Annotated in this window: 14 protein-coding genes and 1 pseudogene; 10 read left to right on the forward strand and 5 right to left on the reverse strand. The window is 67.7% G+C overall.

Annotated features, from left to right (window positions below; all coding sequences use genetic code 11):
• A pseudogene (locus AVAK2825_RS24110) lies at positions 1 to 117 on the forward strand (IS5/IS1182 family transposase); the annotation flags it as partial.
• Positions 118 to 354: 237 nt separating this feature from the next.
• Here the strand turns inward: AVAK2825_RS24110 and treF are convergent.
• Both treF and AVAK2825_RS24120 read right to left on the reverse strand, forming a co-directional pair.
• Positions 355 to 2,052: an alpha,alpha-trehalase TreF gene (gene treF / locus AVAK2825_RS24115; protein WP_284403022.1), complete on the reverse strand. Its 1,698-nt coding sequence runs from the start codon at positions 2,050 to 2,052 to the stop codon at positions 355 to 357.
• Between the two features lie 164 nt (positions 2,053 to 2,216).
• Positions 2,217 to 2,837 (reverse strand): TetR/AcrR family transcriptional regulator, encoded by a 621-nt coding sequence (locus AVAK2825_RS24120; RefSeq protein ID WP_284403023.1) that lies wholly within the window; start codon positions 2,835 to 2,837, stop codon positions 2,217 to 2,219.
• 161 nt (positions 2,838 to 2,998) lie between these two features.
• Between AVAK2825_RS24120 and AVAK2825_RS24125 the strand changes: the two genes are divergently transcribed.
• Genes AVAK2825_RS24125 through AVAK2825_RS24135 form a run of 3 tightly spaced genes read left to right on the forward strand, consistent with a single transcriptional unit; the run spans position 2,999 to position 5,141 of the window.
• Positions 2,999 to 3,667, forward strand: coding sequence for a DUF3313 domain-containing protein (locus AVAK2825_RS24125; RefSeq protein WP_284403024.1), 669 nt, complete (start codon positions 2,999 to 3,001; stop codon positions 3,665 to 3,667).
• A gap of 59 nt (positions 3,668 to 3,726) precedes the next feature.
• Positions 3,727 to 4,188 carry a hypothetical protein gene (locus tag AVAK2825_RS24130; RefSeq protein WP_284403025.1) on the forward strand — a complete coding sequence of 154 codons (462 nt, stop codon included), beginning with the start codon at positions 3,727 to 3,729 and terminating at the stop codon, positions 4,186 to 4,188.
• Positions 4,188 to 5,141, forward strand: a complete 954-nt coding sequence (locus AVAK2825_RS24135) for a DUF2145 domain-containing protein (RefSeq protein WP_284403026.1) — start codon at positions 4,188 to 4,190, stop codon at positions 5,139 to 5,141. Before AVAK2825_RS24130 ends, AVAK2825_RS24135 begins: the two co-directional genes overlap by 1 nt.
• A 31-nt stretch (positions 5,142 to 5,172) precedes the next feature.
• Here the strand turns inward: AVAK2825_RS24135 and AVAK2825_RS24140 are convergent, their stop codons facing one another.
• The 3 genes from AVAK2825_RS24140 to AVAK2825_RS24150 all read right to left on the reverse strand — a co-directional run bounded on the left by AVAK2825_RS24140 (position 5,173) and on the right by AVAK2825_RS24150 (position 8,205).
• Complete coding sequence (locus tag AVAK2825_RS24140; protein WP_272568313.1) at positions 5,173 to 5,619, reverse strand: CBS domain-containing protein; 447 nt, start codon at positions 5,617 to 5,619, stop codon at positions 5,173 to 5,175.
• A gap of 162 nt (positions 5,620 to 5,781) precedes the next feature.
• Complete coding sequence (locus tag AVAK2825_RS24145) at positions 5,782 to 6,426, reverse strand: DUF937 domain-containing protein (protein WP_284403027.1); 645 nt, start codon at positions 6,424 to 6,426, stop codon at positions 5,782 to 5,784.
• Between the two features lie 129 nt (positions 6,427 to 6,555).
• Complete coding sequence (locus AVAK2825_RS24150; RefSeq protein ID WP_284403028.1) at positions 6,556 to 8,205, reverse strand: methyl-accepting chemotaxis protein; 1,650 nt, start codon at positions 8,203 to 8,205, stop codon at positions 6,556 to 6,558.
• Between the two features lie 612 nt (positions 8,206 to 8,817).
• On the opposite strand from AVAK2825_RS24150, the gene AVAK2825_RS24155 reads away from it, so the two are divergent.
• The 6 genes from AVAK2825_RS24155 to AVAK2825_RS24180 all read left to right on the forward strand — a co-directional run bounded on the left by AVAK2825_RS24155 (position 8,818) and on the right by AVAK2825_RS24180 (position 18,616).
• Positions 8,818 to 10,080: an efflux RND transporter periplasmic adaptor subunit gene (locus AVAK2825_RS24155; protein WP_284403029.1), complete on the forward strand. Its 1,263-nt coding sequence runs from the start codon at positions 8,818 to 8,820 to the stop codon at positions 10,078 to 10,080.
• Between the two features lie 13 nt (positions 10,081 to 10,093).
• On the forward strand, positions 10,094 to 13,252 hold the full coding sequence (locus AVAK2825_RS24160; RefSeq protein WP_284403030.1) for an efflux RND transporter permease subunit: 3,159 nt from the start codon (positions 10,094 to 10,096) through the stop codon (positions 13,250 to 13,252).
• Positions 13,249 to 14,913, forward strand: a complete 1,665-nt coding sequence (locus AVAK2825_RS24165; RefSeq protein ID WP_284403031.1) for an efflux transporter outer membrane subunit — start codon at positions 13,249 to 13,251, stop codon at positions 14,911 to 14,913. Before AVAK2825_RS24160 ends, AVAK2825_RS24165 begins: the two co-directional genes overlap by 4 nt.
• A 787-nt stretch (positions 14,914 to 15,700) precedes the next feature.
• Entirely contained in the window at positions 15,701 to 17,074 is a 1,374-nt protein-coding gene (locus AVAK2825_RS24170; protein WP_284403032.1) for a hypothetical protein, read from the forward strand.
• Positions 17,075 to 17,270: 196 nt separating this feature from the next.
• On the forward strand, positions 17,271 to 17,684 hold the full coding sequence (locus tag AVAK2825_RS24175) for a hypothetical protein (RefSeq protein WP_284403034.1): 414 nt from the start codon (positions 17,271 to 17,273) through the stop codon (positions 17,682 to 17,684).
• Between the two features lie 563 nt (positions 17,685 to 18,247).
• The gene (locus tag AVAK2825_RS24180; RefSeq protein ID WP_284403035.1) at positions 18,248 to 18,616 is read left to right on the forward strand and encodes a hypothetical protein; all 369 of its coding nucleotides are present in this window, start codon (positions 18,248 to 18,250) and stop codon (positions 18,614 to 18,616) included.
• Positions 18,617 to 18,672 lie beyond the last annotated feature (56 nt).

Genomic DNA, 18,672 nt, shown 5'->3' on the forward strand with positions numbered 1-18,672 from the left:
CTCTCCCGGGACTATGAGCGGTTGCCGGAAGTGCTCGGCGGGCTACATTTTCTGGTGTTTGCAGTGCTCATGTTGCCCGCCGCTGCACGGGTGCTAGCTGCGGCGGGAAGTTCATAACACGCTCTAGCCCCATGGTCGACTTAGCCGACCTTAAACAGAAATTGAAGCAACGACTGCGCCCCGTAGATCCTCGGTTCAAGATCGCATGCATGAGCAGCATGGGCAACCTGCCGTGGACTGTGCAGGCGTAAAAAGCATGTTGCCTCCGACCATGTCGCGCATACGAGAAATTCGACGAAGCAAGGCTTTTGACTCAACGGCAAGATCGAACTTCTGTAACAAAGGCATGTTACGTCAGTCTCCGTTCCGGTTTCCTTCCTCGCCCCCACCATCGTCCAGCCAGCCCCGCACCACCCCGTTCGTCCAGCCAAACCCGTCCTGCAGCGGGTATTCGCCGCCATCGCCTCCGGTGGAGGGGCTGTCGCCGGATTCGCACAGCGAGTATTTTTCGACCAGCTTGCCCTCGTGGTCGTACACGTCCTGCACGGTTTTGACCCAGCGCGTGCGGATGTCGTCCGACAGCTGGCGGCAGCTTTCGTCGGCCGAGCCGTAGGCGGCGAAGCCCTCCACCGCCATCCACTGCAGCGGCGCCCAGCCGTTGGGGCGGTCCCACTGTTCTCCGCTGGCGGTCTCCGAGGTGGACAGGCCGCCCCGCACCAGCAGGCGCCGGCGCACGGTGGCGGCCAGCGCATGGGCCTGCTCGGGCGTGGCCGTGCCGGTGAAGAGCGGCACCACGGTGGCGGCATTGAGCGAGGGGCGCGGCGTGCCGGCCTGCCAGTCGTGGTCGAGGAAGGCGCCGGCGTCGGCGTTCCACAGCACGCGGGACATGGCCTCGGCACGCTGGCGGGCCCGGTGGTCGAACGCGTCGGCCATGGCCGTGTCGCCCACGCTGCGGCTCAGGCGGGCGATGGTGGTCTCGGCCTTGTGCAGCAGCGCGTTCAGGTCCACCGGCAGGATGCGCGTGGTGCCGATGGTGGACAGGGTCTGCGTGCGGCAGGTGCCGCAGGCGCCGTCGTCCAGCCAGCGCGCGCTGAAGTCCCAGCCCGACTCGGCGGCGGCGCGCAGGTCGCGGTACACCTCGTTCGCGGGGCGCTGGCATTGGGCGGCGGTTTCCACGTCCTCGCGCCATGACTCCTCCCGCGGCGTGTCGCGGTCGTCCCAGTAGCGGTTGAGCACGGCACCGTCCGGCAGCGCCACCACGCGGCGGTGGGCGCTGCCCGGGGCCAGGGTGTCGGCACCCTCCATCCAGAAGTCGTATTCGCGCCGCATCTGCGGCAGGTACTGCGCGGCGCCGTGCCCCGCGCACGATTCGCACAGTTCGGCCATCAACGAGAACACCGGCGGCTGCGAGCGGCTCAGGTAGTAGGTGCGGGTGCCGTTGGGCACGTGGCCGTAGGTGTCGATGAGGTAGGCGAAGTTGTCCGTCATCGTGTGCAGCAGGTGCCGCCGGCCGCTGCGCACCAGGCCCAGCATGGTGAAGTACGAATCCCAGTAATACATCTCCACGAACCGGCCGCCCGGCACCACGTAGGCGTGCGGCAGCGCCAGCAGCGATCCGCGCGGGGGGTGGTGGGCCGGGTGGCGGGTGAGCTCGTCCCACAGCGCATCGATGTGCGCCGCCATGGTCAGCCCGGGTTCGACCGTGGGGCCGTCGCAGGCGCGGGTCTGGGGCTTGAAATGCCGGTGCACGAAGGCATGCAGGTCGAAGCCCGGTGCCTGGCACTGCGCGCGGTAGGCCGCGAGGATGGTCTCGGGCGGCTGGCGCGGGGCGCAGTCCACGAAGGTCTTGGAGTCTTCGAAGATGCGCTGGCGCTGCACTTCGATGAAAAGCTCTTCATAGCGGTCCGCAGGCGTGTGGGTGTCGGCCGGCGGCGCCAGCGCGGCCGCGGCGCGCCGCGAGGCGCTGTGCGCACGGTGGTTGGGCGAATCGCCGCCCGGCAAGGACAGCGGCGGGGCGGCGGGAGATTCGGTGCGGGACGGCAAGGCGGACATTCGGGTTCCAGGCGAAGGGACCAAAGAGAAGGGTCGGCGGGGGATGGCCCTATTGAACGACGGCTGAGCCGACCGCGCCGGCCCGCGGCCCGGGCAAATGCGCAGGACAAGACGCCGAATCGGCGTCGGTGCCGCAGGGCATGCCGGCGCGCTTCGGGTCGCGCCTAGCGCCCGGGCGCCGCGCCCCGCAGGAAAAAGTCGACGGCCCGCACCACCCGCGCGTGGATGTCGGCGACGGAGACGGCCGGCGGGTCCTGCTGGTACAGGCGCGGCCCGGTTTCCGCGGTGAGCAGCGCCATGAACTGCATCGCCATGACCTGGGGATCGCCCTCGCACACCTCGCCGTGCGCCATGGCGGCGCCCATGAAACGGGTGAGCGCATCGATGCACTGGCGCGGGCCGGCGCCGTCGAACAGCTCGCCGATGTTGGAGCGGCCCGCGTCCGCCAGCACCATGCGGTACACCGAGAGCGCGCGGCGGTCGTTCAGCATTACCTGCAGCGCCTCGTCCCCGAACCGGGTCAGCGTGGGCCGCATCGGCGGGCGCGTTTCCAGCGCCGCCAGCAGGTGGGAGGTGGCGTCGGCCAGGTGGGAGGTCGCCAGCGACTGCACCACGGCGACGAACAGCGGCTCCTTGGACGGGAAATAGCCGTAGAGGGTGGCCTTGGAGCCCCCGAGCCGCTTGGCCAGCTCGTTCATCGACGCCGCCTCGTACCCCACCTCTTCGAACAATTTGGCCGCCGCTTCCACGATGGCATCCCGCCGCGCCTGGGTCCTGACCCGCATTCGCATCTCCAAAAGTGAACTAACTTGTACTCTTTACTTGACAGGGCTCCCTCGGGCAAATCATACTATACCGTACATGCATGTTCAGTTATAGACCCATCCCCTGGCCCCGCGGCCCGGGGCTGGACCCCTTTTCGTCCCTTTCTTTCGGAGAAGCTCCCATGCATGCCACCCCTTTTCTGCGCCCCGCGGCGCTCCTGCCCCTGCTGTGCGTTGCCGCCCTGGCCGGCTGCGCCAGCACGCAGCCCATCGCCTACACCGGGCTGCAGTCCGCGCCCCAGCTGCGGCCCAACCTGGACGACGACACCGGCCGCATTCCCTACCGCGTGGCATCGCACCGCGACTGGAGCCAGTACACCAAGGTGATCCTCGACCCCATCGTGATCTACAGCGGGCCGGACCACCAGTTCGAGGACGTGCCCGAGGCCCAGCGGCGCCAGTTGGCCGGCGACATGCGCCGGCAGTTCACGGCGCGGCTGGCCACGCGCTTTCAGATCGTGGCCCAGCCCGCCCCCGCCACGCTGCGCCTGCGCGTGACCCTCACCGGCGCCAAGCTCACCACGCGGGGCCTGAGCACCTTCACGCGCTTCGACCTCGGCGGCGGGCCCTACAACCTGGTGCAGGGCATCCGCGGCAAGGAAGGCACCTTCACCGGCTCGGTCAGCTACGCCGTGGAGATCTTCGATGCGGTGTCGAACCAGCTGCTCGACGCCTTCGTCACCAAGCAATACCCGAACGCGCTGAACATCGGCGCGACCTTCGGCACCCTGGATGCGGCGCAGGCCGGCATCGAAAAGGGCGCGCAGGAACTCACCGCCCAGTTCCAGTGACCGCCGCCATGATCCCCACCCACCCCGCCCCCCTGCCCGCCGCGGCCCCGAGGATTGCCATGCCCCTGATTGCCTTCGTTCGCGCCGCGTGCGTGTCTTCGCTTCTGGCCGCCTCCGCCCTGCCCGGCCATGCGGAACTGTTCACCTCCATGGCCTCCAGTGCGGGGTCGGCGGCTTCGAGCGCCTCGGACTCGATCGGCCATTCGAGCGGCGGCGGGGGCCGCGACCGGCGCCTGGCCGAGGGCGAGTACCGCGTGATCGGCGTGGAGCAGGTGCCCGGCCGGCCCGACGCCACGGGCCTCAGGCTGCGCGCGACCGATGCTGGCGCCGCGCGCGAGTTCGTGCTGAACCTGCCGCGCCAGGCGCAGGGCGCGCGGCCGCTCGCCGCCGGCGACCTGGTGCAGGCGCGCGAGCGGCCCTACGGCTTCGAGTTCGCGCGCGGCGACACCCGCGAAGCCTTCTTCCTGGTGCTGAACGACGACTGGTACGAGGAGATGGACTCCCGGCCGCTCGCCCTGTGATGCGGCGCGCCGCCTTGCCATCCGGCGTGCGGCCCCGGCGCGCGCTGGCGCGCTGGACCGGGATCGCCGCCATCGGCCTCGCTGCACTGGGGGCGGAGGTTCCGGTCCACGCCGGCACCTGGGGCCTGTGCGATACCGCCGCGCCGCTGAGCGCCACCGATCAGGACCGCATCCTGCGCTTCGCCGCGGTGGTCAAGCAGGTGCTCGACGCCTCGGGCCAGCGCGTGGCGCTGATCTCGCGCTCGGGCCTGGACCTGGGCCGCTTCGGGGTGCGCTACTCGCACGCCGGCCTGGCCCTGCGGCCGCAGCCGGACCGCCCGTGGGCGGTGCGCCAGCTGTACTACACCTGCGAGGAGTCGCGGCCCCGGCTGTTCGACCAGGGCATCCCGGGCTTCCTGATGGGCCGGGACGATCCGTCCCGGGGCTACGTTGCCATCGTGCTGCTGCCCGCGCTGCCCGCCGACGCGCTGGAGCGCACGGCCCAGGATAAGCGCGCCGCGCTGGCCTTGCTGGCGGCCGACTACAGCGCCAATGCCTACCCGTTCAGCACGCGCTACCAGAACTGCAACCAGTGGGTGGCGGAGATGATGGCCAGCGCCTGGGCACCGGCCGGCGACGCGCCCCCGACGCGCGAGCGCGCGCAGGCGTGGCTGCGCTCGGAGGGCTACCGGCCCGAGCCGATCGGGCTGGGATCGCACGGGGTGGTGTTCGCCGCGCATTTCGCGCCGCTGGTGCATGTGGACGACCACCCGCGGGACGACCTCTACGCGCTGCGCATGCGGGTGAGCCTGCCGGCCTCGCTGGAGGCCTTCTTGCACGATCGCATGCCGGGCGCGGAGCGCATCGAGCTGTGCCACGACCGCCGCCAGATCGTGGTGCGCCGCGGCTGGCAGGCGCTGGGCCCGGGCTGCGAAGCCGGGCCGCAGGACGAGGTGATCGCCCTCGATCCCTAGCCAGATGGGGCCGGACGGTTGCGCGGCGGCGTCAATTGCGCTGGCCGCCGGTGATGTACTGCTCCATCTGCTCGATGATGAACTGCTGCTCGGACATGATGTTCTTCACCAGGTCACCGATGGAGATCAGGCCCACCAGCCGGTTGGCGTCGTCCACCACCGGCAGGTGGCGCAGCCGGTTGTCGGTCATGAGCTGCATGCACTGCTCGCTGCTCTGGTGCGGCCGCACGAAGCGCACGGCGCGGGTCATCACGTCGCTCACCTGGGTGGCGCCGGAGGTGCGGCCCAGCAGGGCCACCTTGCGGGCGTAGTCGCGCTCGGTCACGATGCCGGCGATCTGCTCGCCCTCCATCACCAGCAGCGCGCCGATGCCCTTGTCGGCCATGAGCCGCAGCGCATCGAGCATCGAATCGGAGGGCCCGATGGTGTGGACCTGGGCATGGGGCTTGGACTTGAGGATGTCGGCGACTGCGGTCATGGGGCCTCCCTGAGTGAAGTGGCATGGATGGCCGCAGTTTCCGCCCAACGGCGGGGTGCGCGCAACAGGGGTTTGCGAAGCCGCCCGGGGCGGCGATGCAGTTGGTTGCAAACCCGCGCGCCGCCGGTCGCCCGGCCCTAGGACCGCACTTGCGTTTTCAGCTCAGCGTCGCCCACCGAACAGGCCGCCGCCCAGCTTGACCAGGTCCGACAGGCCGACCTGGCCGTCGCCGTCCTGATCGAGCAGGCTGCCCAGCGCGCCTCCACCCAGGCCGCCCAGGCCACCCGGCTGCTGGGCGCGGTCGCGCTCGTGACCGAGGGTTCGGCCCAGGCTGCCGGCATCCAGCCCGCCGGACTGCACGCGCTGCGCGAGGAACGACATCACGATGGGCGCGAGCAGCTGGAGCAGTTGCCCCGCGTTGGCGCCCAGGCCCGTCGCCTGGCCCAGCCCGGCCTCGGCCTGCGAGCGCTGGCTGCCGAACACGTGGCCCAGGATGTCGGCGCCCTGCCCGCCCGCGGCACCGCCGCCGCCCAGCAGCGCCCCCAGGAGTCCGCCCAGGTCCAGCCCGCCCGCGCCGCCGCCGGCGGCCGGCTGGTGGTCGCGCTGCAGGGCACCCAGCAGGGCCTCGGCGCCCTGTGGCTGCGCGGCGTTGCGGCCCAGCGCGCCCAGCAGCAGGGGCAGTGCGGTCGCCACCGCGGAACGGGTCTGTGTGGCGTCGGTGCCCAGCTGGCTGGACAGCTGCTGGAGCGGGGCCCCTTGCAACTGGGCCATCAGTTCATCGGCCAGGGAGGGGGTGGACGGGTTCATGGGCAGCTCCTTCATCAACATTCGGTGCGGGTGGCAGCGCCTGGGCGTTGCCGTGGGCGTAGCGGCCGGATATCGGCCCCGGGCCCCATGCTATCCGGCCGGGCGCGCCCACGGCCGCCGCCTTTGGCTTCAAGCCCCCCGCGCGGCGATCAGCGATGGGCCGGGGCGCGCCGCCTTGCGCAGGGCCACGGCATCGGACGCCGCGGCGCCGCGCGGGCCGCCGTGCACACGGAACACCTGCACCGCGTCCGACACGGTCTGCGCCTGGGACTGCAACTCCAGCGCCAGGGCGGCGTTCTCCTCCACCAGCGCCGCGTTCTGCTGGGTGATGCCGTCCAGGTGGGAGACCGCGCTGTTCACCTGCGAGATGCCGGCCTGCTGCTCGTCGGCCGCGCTGTGGATCTGGCCGATGAGGGCGCCCACGCGGCGCACCAGGTCCAGCGACTCCTGCATGGTCTTTTGCGCGCTCTCGGTGCGCTGGCGGCCTTCGCCCACCTTCTCGGCCGACTGGTCGATGAGCTGGCGGATCTCGCGCGCGGCGGTCAGCGTGCGCTGCGAGAGGCTGCGCACCTCGCCGGCCACCACCGCGAAGCCCCGGCCCTGCTCGCCCGCCCGCGCCGCCTCCACCGCCGCGTTCAGCGCGAGGATGTTGGTCTGGAAGGCGATGGAGTCGATGAGCTGCGTGATCTCGCCGATGCGGCCCGAGGCGGCCTGGATCTGCTGCATGGTGGCGGCCACGCCGTCCACCGCGCCGCTGGTGCGCTCGGCCACGCCCGTGGCCTGCCGCGCCAGGTCGGCCGCCTGGCGGGCCGATTCGGCCGTCTGCTGCACGGTGCCGGTGATCTCCTCCATCGAGGCGGCCGTCTCCTGCAGGTTGCTGGCCTGCGTCTCGGTGCGGCCGGACAGCTCCTGGTTGCCTTGCGCGATGGCGCGGCTGGACACGCGCATCTTCTCGGTCTCCTGCAGCACATCGCGCACGATGGACTGTAGGTTCACGTTGAGCTGGCTCAGCGCCTTCTGCAGGTCGCCCACGCCGTCGGAGCGGGTCACGCGCATGCGCTCGGTCAGGTCGCCCGCCGCCATGCGGTTGGCGGCGCGCACCATGTCCGACAGCGGCAGCACGGCCACCCGGCGCACCTGGGCGAAGGCGCCCATCGCCACGCCGGCCACGGCAGCCCAGGCGGCGGCCGAGAACAGGCCCTGCGCGTCATCCACGAGCCCCGCCAGGAAGGCGGCCACCAGCACGGCCAAAAACGCCATGGCCACCTGGCCGCCCACGCCGATGCGGGTCCACTCCGCGATGCGGCCCAGGGCGGTCAGGCGTGCCAGCCGGCCTGCGCGCAGCACGTGCACCGGGCGGCCGGCCTCGGCCTCGGTGCGCATGCGGGCATAGAGCGCGTCGGCGGCCTGCACCTGCTCGCGGGTGGCCTCGGTGCGCACCGACAGGTAGCCCACGGGGCGGTCCCCTTCCATCAGCGGGGTGACGTTGGCCATCACCCAGTAGAAATCGCCGTTCTTGCGCCGGTTCTTCACCGCGGCCGACCAGGGCCGGCCCTGGCCGATGGTGTCCCACATGTCGCGGAACGCCTCCTCGGGCATGTCGGGGTGGCGGATCAGGTTGTGGGGCTGGCCCAGCAGGGCCTCGCGCTCGTAGCCGCTCACCTCGATGAACATCGGGTTGCAGTACAGGATGCGCCCTTTCAGGTCGGTGGTGGACACCAGGGTTTCGCCGGAAGGAAACGGGTATTCCTGCGTGCTGACCGGAAGATTTCTTCGCATGGGAAGCCTTTCTGGGGAAGAAGCTTTTGTCTCGTACGGACGGTGCGGCACGGCGCCGCGGGCCCCTGCGGGGATGCAGTGCGGCCGATGGTAGGTGGCGCATACCGGCTTGTGGAAACCTTTCGGCCGGGGCTTGATCTGGGTCAAGAGCCCGGGTACGCCGCGAACGCGGACCGTCGTTTCCCGACCACCCATTTGCTATTAATTTAATAGCTACCAAGACAATGAAAACCCCGGCATGCAGGCGATTTGGCCCTCGAAACCCCGTTCCGCCCCGCAGAAACCCTTCGGATCGACGGCCCGGCCGGCCGGCGGCCCGCCAGCGCGGCCACACACTCCCGGGGCCAGCGCCCGAGGGGCCCGCCACCGCCTGCGAGGGGCGCGCGCGGCCCGCAGGCGGCATGAAGGTTGCAAGGTCCGGACACGAGGCCCGCCGGAGGGCTTTCCAGCCTGCTACAGCTTCACACGATCTTTTCAATTGACCGTCAGAATGCTCGCCACAACGAAAGCCGTGCCCTGTCCATGAATTGCCCACGCCCCGCCACACGCTCGCTGCCCTCCACGCCCGCTGCCATGGCCCCACGGCCCTCCTCCTCCTTGACTTCTTCCTGTATGACCGCTGTCCCCGATGCCCTGCGCCGGGCCGGCGCTGCCGTGCTGGCGGCCGCCTTCGTGGTGGCCGGGTGTTCGGACAAGGCCGCCAAGCAGCCCGCGCCGCGCGCCCCGGTGGAAGCCGGCGTGGTCACGATCCAGCCCGAGCGGCAGTCGATCACCACCGAGCTGCCCGGGCGCACCAGCGCCTTCCTGGTCGCCGAGATCCGGCCGCAGGTGGGCGGCATCGTGCAAAAGCGGCTCTTCACCGAAGGGGCGGACGTGAAGGCCGGCCAGGTGCTGTACCAGCTAGACGCCTCGCCCTTCGAGGTGGCGCTGGCGAGCGCCGAGGCGTCGCTGGGCAAGGCGCAGGCCACCGTGGGCACGGCCGAGACCAACGCGCGGCGCAATGCCGAGCTGGTCAAGATCGATGCGATCAGCCGGCAGGTGTATGACGACAGCCAGGCGGTGCTGGTGCAGGCCCGCTCGGACCTGGCCGTGAACCGCGCGGCGGTCGAGAACGCCCGCATCAACCTGGGCTATACCCGCATCAAGGCGCCCATCTCGGGCCGCACCACCACCTCGGCCGTGACGCCGGGCGCGCTGGTGACCGCCAACCAGACCACGGCGCTCACCACCATCTCGCAGATCGACCCGCTCTACGTGGACGTGACCCAGTCCAGCACCGACGTGCTGCGCCTGAAGACCGACCTGGCCAAGGGGCGCTTTCAGCGCGCGGGCGAAGGCCAGGCGCGCGTGGCGCTCAAGCTGGAGGACGGCAGCACCTATGCCCAGGCCGGCCGGCTGCAGTTCAGCGGCGTGACGGTGAACCCCGCCACCGGCGCGGTCACCCTGCGCGCGGTGTTCCCCAACCCGGACGGCCTGCTGATGCCGGGCATGTACGTGCGCGCGGTGCTGGAGACGGGCGTGAACGAGCAGGCACTGCTCGTGCCCCAGCAGGGCGTGACGCGCGACACCGCCGGCAACGCCAGCGTGCTGCTGGTCAATGCCGAGAACAAGGTCGAGCGCCGCAAGATCCAGGTCGAGGCCGCCGTGGGCAACCGCTGGCAGGCCGTGGGGGGCCTGGCCGCCGGCGACCGCGTGGTGGTGGACGGGTTGCAGCGCGTGAAGGTGGGCGACACGGTCAAGCCGGTGGAGGTGGCGGCCAGGGCGGCCGCAGCCCCGGCAGGCGGCGCCTCCTCGGCGGCACCGGCCGCATCGGCGGCACAGGCGGCACCGGCCGCGGCCGCGGCGTCCGGCGCTGCGGCCTCGGCCGCCCGCTGAAGGACCGCCCGCCATGGCACAGTTCTTCATCAACCGGCCCATCTTCGCGTGGGTCATCGCCATCGTCATCATGCTGGCGGGGGCCATGTCCATCAAGACATTGCCGCTGGAGCAGTACCCCAACATCGCACCGCCGCGCGTGTCCATCAGCGCCACCTACACCGGCGCCTCGGCCAAGACGGTGGAGGAATCGGTCACGCAGGTGATCGAGCAGCAGCTCAAGGGCCTCGACAACCTGATCTACATGGGCTCGACCAGCGATGCCTCGGGCGGCTCGCGCACCACGCTCACCTTCAACGCCGGCACCAACATCGACGTGGCGCAGGTGCAGGTGCAAAACAAGCTGCAGCAGGCCATGTCGCGCCTGCCGCCCGCCGTGCAGAGCCGGGGCGTCACCGTCACCAAGGGCGGCAACGACTACCTGATGATCGTCACCTTCACCTCGCCCGACCCGAGCGTGACGCAGGTGGACATCGGCGACTACATCTCCAGCAACCTGGTGGACGTCATCAGCCGCATCGACGGCGTGGGCGACGTGGCCACTCTGGGCACGCCCTACGCCATGCGCGTGTGGATGGACCCGGCCAAGCTCGAGAAGTACGCGCTCATGCCGTCCGACATCGGCAACGCCATCAACGCGCAGAACGCCCAGGTCTCCGCCGGCCAGCTGGGCGCCCTGCCCGCCGTGGGCGAGCAGCAGCTCAACGCCACCATCACCGCGCGCAGCAAGCTGCAGTCGAGGGAAGAGTTCGAGAACATCGTTCTCAAGTCCACCGTGGACGGCGCCATCGTGCGCCTGAAAGACGTGGCCCGCATCGAACTGGGCGCCGAGAACCTCACCATCACCTCGCGCCTGAACGGCCAGCCCGGCGCCGGCATGGGCGTGGTGCTGGCCGACAGCGCCAACGCCATGGCGGTGGCCAACGCGGTGAACGCCAAGATCGCCGAGCTGCAGCCGTTCTTTCCGTACCAGCTCAAACCCTTCACCAGCTACGACACCACGCCCTTCGTGAGCGCCTCCATCGAAGAGGTGGTCAAGGCGCTGGTCGAGGCCATGCTGCTCGTGGTGCTGGTGATGTACATCTTCCTGCAGAACTTCCGCGCCACGCTGATCCCGGCGATCGCGGTGCCCGTGGTGCTGCTGGGCACCTTCGGCGTGCTGTCGGTGGCGGGCTACTCGATCAACACGCTGACCATGTTCGGCATGGTGCTGGCCATCGGCCTGCTGGTGGACGACGCCATCGTGGTGGTGGAGAACGTCGAGCGCGTGATGAGCGAGGAGGGCCTGCCCCCGAAGGAGGCCACGCGCAAGTCCATGGCCGAGATCACGCCCGCGCTGGTGGGCATCGCGCTCACGCTGTCGGCGGTGTTCATCCCCATGGCGTTCTTCGGCGGCTCCACCGGGGTGATCTACCGGCAGTTCTCCATCACCATCGTCTCGGCCATGGTGCTGTCGGTGCTGGTGGCGCTCACGCTCACGCCGGCGCTGTGCGCCACGCTGCTCAAGCCCATCCCCCAGGGCCAGCACAGCCCGCACGGCGCGCCGCGCCGGGGCGTGCTGGGCTGGGTGGACCGCTTCTTCACCGGCTTCAACCGCCGCTTCGACCGCACCGCCGACGGCTACCAGCGCGGCGTGGGCCGCATCGTGCGCCGCGGCGGGCGGATGATGCTGGTCTATGCGCTCATCGTGGGCGGCATGGCCGTGCTGTTCATGCGCCTGCCCACTTCGTTCCTGCCCAATGAGGACCAGGGCGCCGTGCAAGTGCAGATCACCCTGCCCCCGGGCGCCTCCAACACCCGCCTGCAGGTGGTGATGGCCGAGGTGCAGAAATACTTCGCCGCGCAGCCCGACGTGGTGAGCTTCAACTCCATCACCGGCTCCAACGGCGACCAGAGCTCGGCGCGCGGCTTCGTGCGCCTCAAAGACTGGAGCGAGCGCCCCCTGGCCTCGCAAAGCGCCGACGCCATCGCCCGCAAGGCCACGCGCGATCTGTCCAGGATCCGCGACGCGCGCATTTTCGTCGTGCTGCCGCCCGCCGTGCGCGGCCTGGGCGCCAATGCGGGCTTCAACTTCCAGCTCAAGGACCTGAACGGCCTGGGCCACGACGCGCTCGTGGCCGCGCGCGACAAGGTGCTGCAGCTGGCCGGCCAGCGGCCCGAGCTGTCCAACACCCGCAGCAACAACCTGGACGACACGCCGCAGCTGGGCGTGGCCATCGACGACGCCAAGGCCGGCGCCCTGGGCCTGGCCACCACCGACGTCAACAACACGCTGGGCAGTGCCATCGGCGGCACCTACGTGAACGACTTCCTGAACAAGGGCCGGGTCAAGCGCGTGTACATGCAGGGCGATGCGCCCTACCGCATGCTGCCCCAGGACATTGCGCCCTGGACGGTGCGCAACAGCCAGGGCCTCATGGTGCCGTTCTCGGCGTTCTCCAGCACCAGCTGGACCTACGGCTCGCCCCAGCTGCAGCGATACAACGGCAGCCCGAGCTACGAATTCGTGGGCGACGCGGCCACGGGCGTGAGCTCCGGCGCGGCCATGGACGCGGTGGAAAGCATCATGAAGGAGATGCCGCCCGGCATCGGCTACGAATGGACGGGCGCCTCCTACCAGGAGCGCCTGTCGGGCTCGCAGGCGCCGCTGCTGTATGCCGTGTCCATCCTGTTCGTGTTCCTGTGCCTGGCGGCGCTGTACGAAAGCTGGTCGGTGCCGTTCTCGGTGATCCTGGTGGTGCCGCTCGGCATCGTGGGCGCGCTGCTGGGCATCGGCATCCGCGGGCTGTCCAACGACGTGTATTTTCAGGTCGGTCTGCTCACCACCGTGGGGCTGTCGTCCAAGAACGCCATCCTGATCGTGGAGTTCGCCACCCAGCTGCAGGCCCAGGGCAAGAGCGTGATCGACGCCACGCTGGAGGCCGTGCGCCTGCGGCTGCGCCCCATCCTCATGACCTCGCTGGCCTTCGGCTTCGGCGTGCTGCCGCTGGCCATCGGCACGGGCGCCGGCGCGGGCGGGCGGCAGGCCATCGGCACCGCGGTGCTGGGCGGCATGATCTCCGCCACCGTGCTGGGCATCTTCTTCGTGCCCGTGTTCTTCGTTCTCATTCGCGGCTTCTTCGCCGACCGGGCCGCCAAGGCCGGCGGCCCGCCCACCGGAGCCCCCGCATGACGCCGCGCCAAGCCCTCGCCCACCCCGCCCTCCGCCCGCTGGCCTGGGCGGTGGCCGCCACCGTGGCGCTGGCCGCACTGCCCGGCTGCACCAACCTGGCGCCGCCCTACCAAGCGCCCGCGCTGCCCGTGCCGGCGGCCCTGGGCACGGGCTCCGTGCCGGTGACCGTGACCGCGCCCGCCCCCCTGGGGGACGGGTCCGCCACGGCGGTCCCGGCCGATCCGCTGGACCGCCCCCTGGAATGGGCCGAATTCTTGCAGGAGCCCCGCCTGCGCGCCCTGGCCGAGATGGCCGTGGCCAACAACCGCGACCTGCGCGTGGCCGTGCTGGCCATCGAGCGAGCGCGGGCGCAGTACGGCGTCTCGCGCGCCGACCTGTTTCCCGGCGTGAACGCTACGGGCGCGGGCAGCCGCAGCCGCACGGCCGACGACCTGACCACCGCGGGCCGCTCCAACATCAGCGGCCAATACAGCGCGCAGCTCGGCTTTGCCAGCTACGAGATCGACTTCTTCGGCCGCGTGCGCAACCTGAACGACGCCGCGCTGCAGGAGTTCTTCCGCGCCGCCGAAAACCGCCGCAGCGTGCAGCTGAGCCTGGTGGCCGAGGCCGTGAACGCCTGGCTCACCCTCGATGCCGACGGCCGCCGCCTGCAACTGGCGCGCGACACGCTGCGCACACGCCAGCAGTCGCTGGACCTCACGCAGCGCAGCCATGCACTGGGTGCCACCTCGGGCCTGACCCTGGCGCAGACGCAGACCACGGTGGACACAGCGCGCGCCGACGTCGCCACCTACACCGCACAGGTCGCGCGCGACCGCAACGCGCTCGCGCTGCTGGTGGGCGCCACCGTGCCCGACGACCTGCTGCCGCCCGTGGCCCTGGCCGCCGCGGCGAATGCCGCGCCCGCCACGGTGCCGCCCGCCAAGGCAACGGGAACGGGAACGGGAACGGGCCCGGCCGACGGCATTTCGCGCAGCAGCGCCCCCCGCAACACCAGCACCGCCATCGTGCCTGCCACACCGGCCGCCACCTTGCTGGCCGTGCCCGCCGACCTGCCCTCCGGCGTGCTGCTGCGCCGGCCCGACGTGCGCGCGGCCGAGCGCACGCTGCAGGGCAGCTACGCCAGCATCGGCGCGGCGCGCGCGGCATTCTTTCCGTCCATCACGCTCACCGGTTCCATCGGCACGGCCAGCAATGCGCTGTCGGGCCTGTTCGACGGCGGCAACGGCACCTGGAGCTTCGCGCCGCAGATCCGCCTGCCGATCTTCGACGCCGGCCGCAACAACGCCAACCTGCGCGTGGCCGAAGTGACGCGCGACACGGCCCTGGCCCAGTACGAAAAATCCATCCAGACCGCGTTCCGCGAAGTGTCCGACGCGCTAGCCGACCGCGCCACGCTGGACGAGCGCCTGGCCGCCCAGCGCTCGCTGCTGGACGCCACCCAGCGCGCGCTGGACCTGTCCGACGCGCGCTACCGGCTCGGGGCCGACAGCTTCCTCACGGTGCTGGACGCGCAGCGCTCGCTGTACGCGGCGCAGCAGACGCAGATCACCCTGCTGCTGGCCGAGCAGACCAACCGGGTCACGCTGTACAAGGTGCTGGGGGGTGGCTGGGCCGCAAGCGGCGCGGGCGCGGCGGCGGACGACCCGATGCTGCGCTGACGCGAGATGCGACAAGAGGGATCTTTCAAAATCAACCGCTCTCTTTCAGACCTAAAAAACCTGACCGTCCTCTTGCCATAACCACACCCCGCAGCGCGCTCAAGTTCGACCTGTGGCCTGCACAAGCAAAAACGCCAGGCACCGGTGGAATGACAAACGCCTGAGTGAAGCTGGTCCAGGCACAGACACAGGCAAGGGGATGTGAATGCCACGCCCCAGAAGAAGCATGGCAAGACTTTCTTCAGCCAATAGCTCAACGTGGGCGTGGACCTCGAGCACGGCTTCATACGCGCCTTGCCCCTGGGCACGACCAGCGAGCACGACGGGCGCTACTTCGAGGAGGTGCTGGGACATGCACAACACCGGGAGGGCAGTGCATGCGGACAAGGCTTAGTGCGATCCGCCAAGTAGCCAGATGCTGAGCGCTTGGTTCCGTGGATGCGATGCAGCAGGCCCGGCCAGGCCGGGCCGGGCCTGCCTTTGAGCAATTGCCAGAGCAAGCGCGACCAGCGAATCGCAAGAGACCGCCCTCTCAAAACCTCCGAATACGCAAGTTTTAGCGTCGTAGCTTGTTGATTTACAAGAGCGTCGATTGGCTGGAATCGGGGTTTTGAGAGACTCCCATTTGCTTCGGATATTTGCAAACGTCTTCGCGTTCATGTTGGGTGGGTCCGCGCATCCCTCGAAAATGTTTCAGCGTCTAAGAATAAAATCGCCCTCAAAAAATTCAGCAGCAAATTGTTACCCGCTTCGCAAGCCGCACCTCGAACCGCTTCATTTGCCTATCATGAAAAATGCAGTTTCCAAGTTTTTTTGCTTTTCCAGTCCTAGACATGATTCCGATCCGAGCGGCCGCGATGCGCAAGACGTTGCCGGCACAAAAACACCTTCAAAATCCAAGTCAAACCACTCCCCTTCAGGGTTGACGCATAAAAAACCCTCCAATGGCGCATCTTTAAGGAAGTCAAATCAGATCAATAACCATAATTCAAAAATAATTGATCTTTTTTCTTCTTGCATCAAGGGCTCCGAATCGAAGACTGAGCGTGCTGAAAATATTTTTCAAAAAAACCGCTTGCTTTCATTGGAGAGAAGAAACAAAGCTCGTGCAGACGCCTTGAGCGGGTCATTCGATACCGCTCTAGATACCAGGAAAATTGTCGAAAAAAAATCAATCGAACAGATTGCAAGCGAGTCTGGCGTTTCGACCGATGAGCTTGAAAAACATTTTCAAGATGGGCTCGATGATTTTTTTGAAAAAACCAAGAATTCTAACTGGCGGTCTTATGGAGAATATGCCCCATTAGTTGAAAATCTTTACAACATCTTTCTGCACAGCCAAGATGAGCAAGCCCCTTCGTGGGTTAAAAAAGCTCGCAGCTTTGATTCTTTCGTGGCGCATTTTTGCCCCCAAGCAAGTAAAAAATCTCAATCAGATCTTATTTCTCAGATTGAATATTTTTGCCGCCAATCATTACCACCGATGCTCCAGCGGACCTCCCGCTGGGGAGCGGATAATGATAATATTCAGCCCATCTACAATGGTCCTAGAAATTGGTTGAAACTTCCTCAAGCATTAGTGACCAGGGAGGTGATCGAGGAAGCCCGCGAGTTAATCAACAATGGATACTGGGAAAAAGACGATCTCTTTGTACATGGGACAGGCTCTGCGGCAATTGATAACTTTGCAAAGAATCAAGCAATTTGGTCTGCATCATTGGCACTCAGCAAAGGCGACAAAGTCGCGACAGGAGAATTTGCAAGTTACATATCTTCACATGACGGGGAGACTTCAGTCAGTGGAGGCAATTCCGGTTTGGGGAACGTTTATACGAGTGAGGAAGGACTAAGCTCACAAAGCTACACAATGCAACGTTGGTTTGACGAGTTACCAGTTACATTTGGAATTAGCAAGACAAAGCAGAAGGAATACAACGTACATAATAATGTGGAGCGATCATATAGGAATCCCGGCAACGAAGGCATTACCGTGGGTCCAATCGTTCCTTTAGAAAATGTGGTGGCAATATCAGCACCTAAAACAGACGAGGCGCGAGTCAGATCATGGATCGAAACCCATTGCCCTCACGCCCAATTCATATCGTATGAGGCAGCTACGCTTTTAGACTCCAAGACTTTGCTTGGTTTGCTACCTCATTGATAAGTCGGTGTAGGCAGACCAACCGGGTCACGCTGTACAAAGTGCTGGGGGGCGGCTGGGCCGCCAACGGGGCGGGGGCACCGGAAGACCCGCTGCGCTGACTGAGGGGCTTGCCGCAGGCGGGGGCAACCCTGCGGGGTCTTCAGTGCCCTTGGCTGGCTGGTGCGCGCAGGGGCGCCCTGCCGGATATTGCCCAATGCCCCGCAGCCTCGGGGGGGAACAGGCGCAGCGTCTGAGCGAAGGCGTGCAGCAGGACACGGGCCACTCGGTACAACGGCGGGGCGATGCGGTAAAAGCGGCGCCCAAAGCGACCATCCAGGCGCTGTGTGACAGAGCGAACTTCGGGTGGGGAGCGAAGTTCCGCAGGCTTTCTCGGAATGGCGAGCGATTGCCAGAAGCGTCGGGAATGTCCATCTTCAGCGACAGCCTGAACGGCTTTGCCGGCGTGGTCCAGGGCCGTAGCGGGCGCGCCATTCGGCGGACTGCGCTTCATTCCGAATCAGCAACCAGGCAGCAGAGCGGCCTGTTGCGGCAGGCACCCGCAGAGCGGCATTCGTTTTGCCGGACGGCGATTCGCCAGAGGCCTGCCAGCCATTTCCAGCCTTCCTAACATCGAAATTTTTACTTTTGCGATTTAGTCAAGGTCATGGACATACGCGCTGATTCACCTCGCCGATCCACACAAGCGAGCCCTGTACGTTCCCCAGAATCAAGCGTTGCCGGCGCTGCCAGCGGCCCTCCAGATGCCTTTGAAAATTCCGATTCGCCCTTGCAGCCGCGCCGGCGCGGCGTGAAGGCGGCCGCCGATTCGACGGCGATGCGCCCGCGGACTTCGATCACGCAGGCGGGCGCCGTCAACGCCACCATGGACGGCTTCGCGTCGAACATCGGCAACGGCGACAAGACGCTTGTCGTCGTCGGGGGTGGGACCACGGCGATGACCTATCTTGCTACGGCGGAGATAGGCAAGGAGTACACCCACGTCGCGATCGTGGGCGACAAGGGTTATTGGTCCAGGCAGTCGCACCGGCTCGCGCAGCCGCACCACATCTTGGCCCTGCCCGAACAGCCGAGCGCGCGATTCGTGGACCCCAGCGAACACGACGCGTCTCGGAACATTCTTCCGCACGACGACCGCTCGGCCATGTGCACTCGAACGACTACCAGAAACGCATGCTGGATTTGGGTGAGCGGACCGTGGATCGCCTCAAAAGCGAAGGGCGACAGGTATTGGTCGCCAGCGACGTTTCCATCGGCAGGATCGAGCAAGATGGGGAAAGCTATCGCCTGGAGAGCCGCCAGGGACAGCAGTCCATGCGGGCTCACAAGGTCGTCGTGGCCACGGGGCCTTCGCCCGGACGCAGCTTGGCGGCAAAGCAGCTTCCGCAGCGTTCGCCATCCATGCCGTTGCCCCAGGTGTTGACCTACAACGACATCCTCACGCCGGCGATCGCGGAAAAGATCAAGGACAAGGGGGAGCCTCTCACAACCCCATGTTTGACGAATCCGAATAGGGAGGAGTGGGCGCCAGTAGCCGTTTGAGCGTGATGAGGCCCAGCAGCGGTCTGCGCCTGGGTGCATGAGGGGCCTTGCAGGCC

Source organism: Acidovorax sp. SUPP2825 (genome assembly GCF_030158995.1).
GTDB lineage: Bacteria > Pseudomonadota > Gammaproteobacteria > Burkholderiales > Burkholderiaceae_C > Paracidovorax.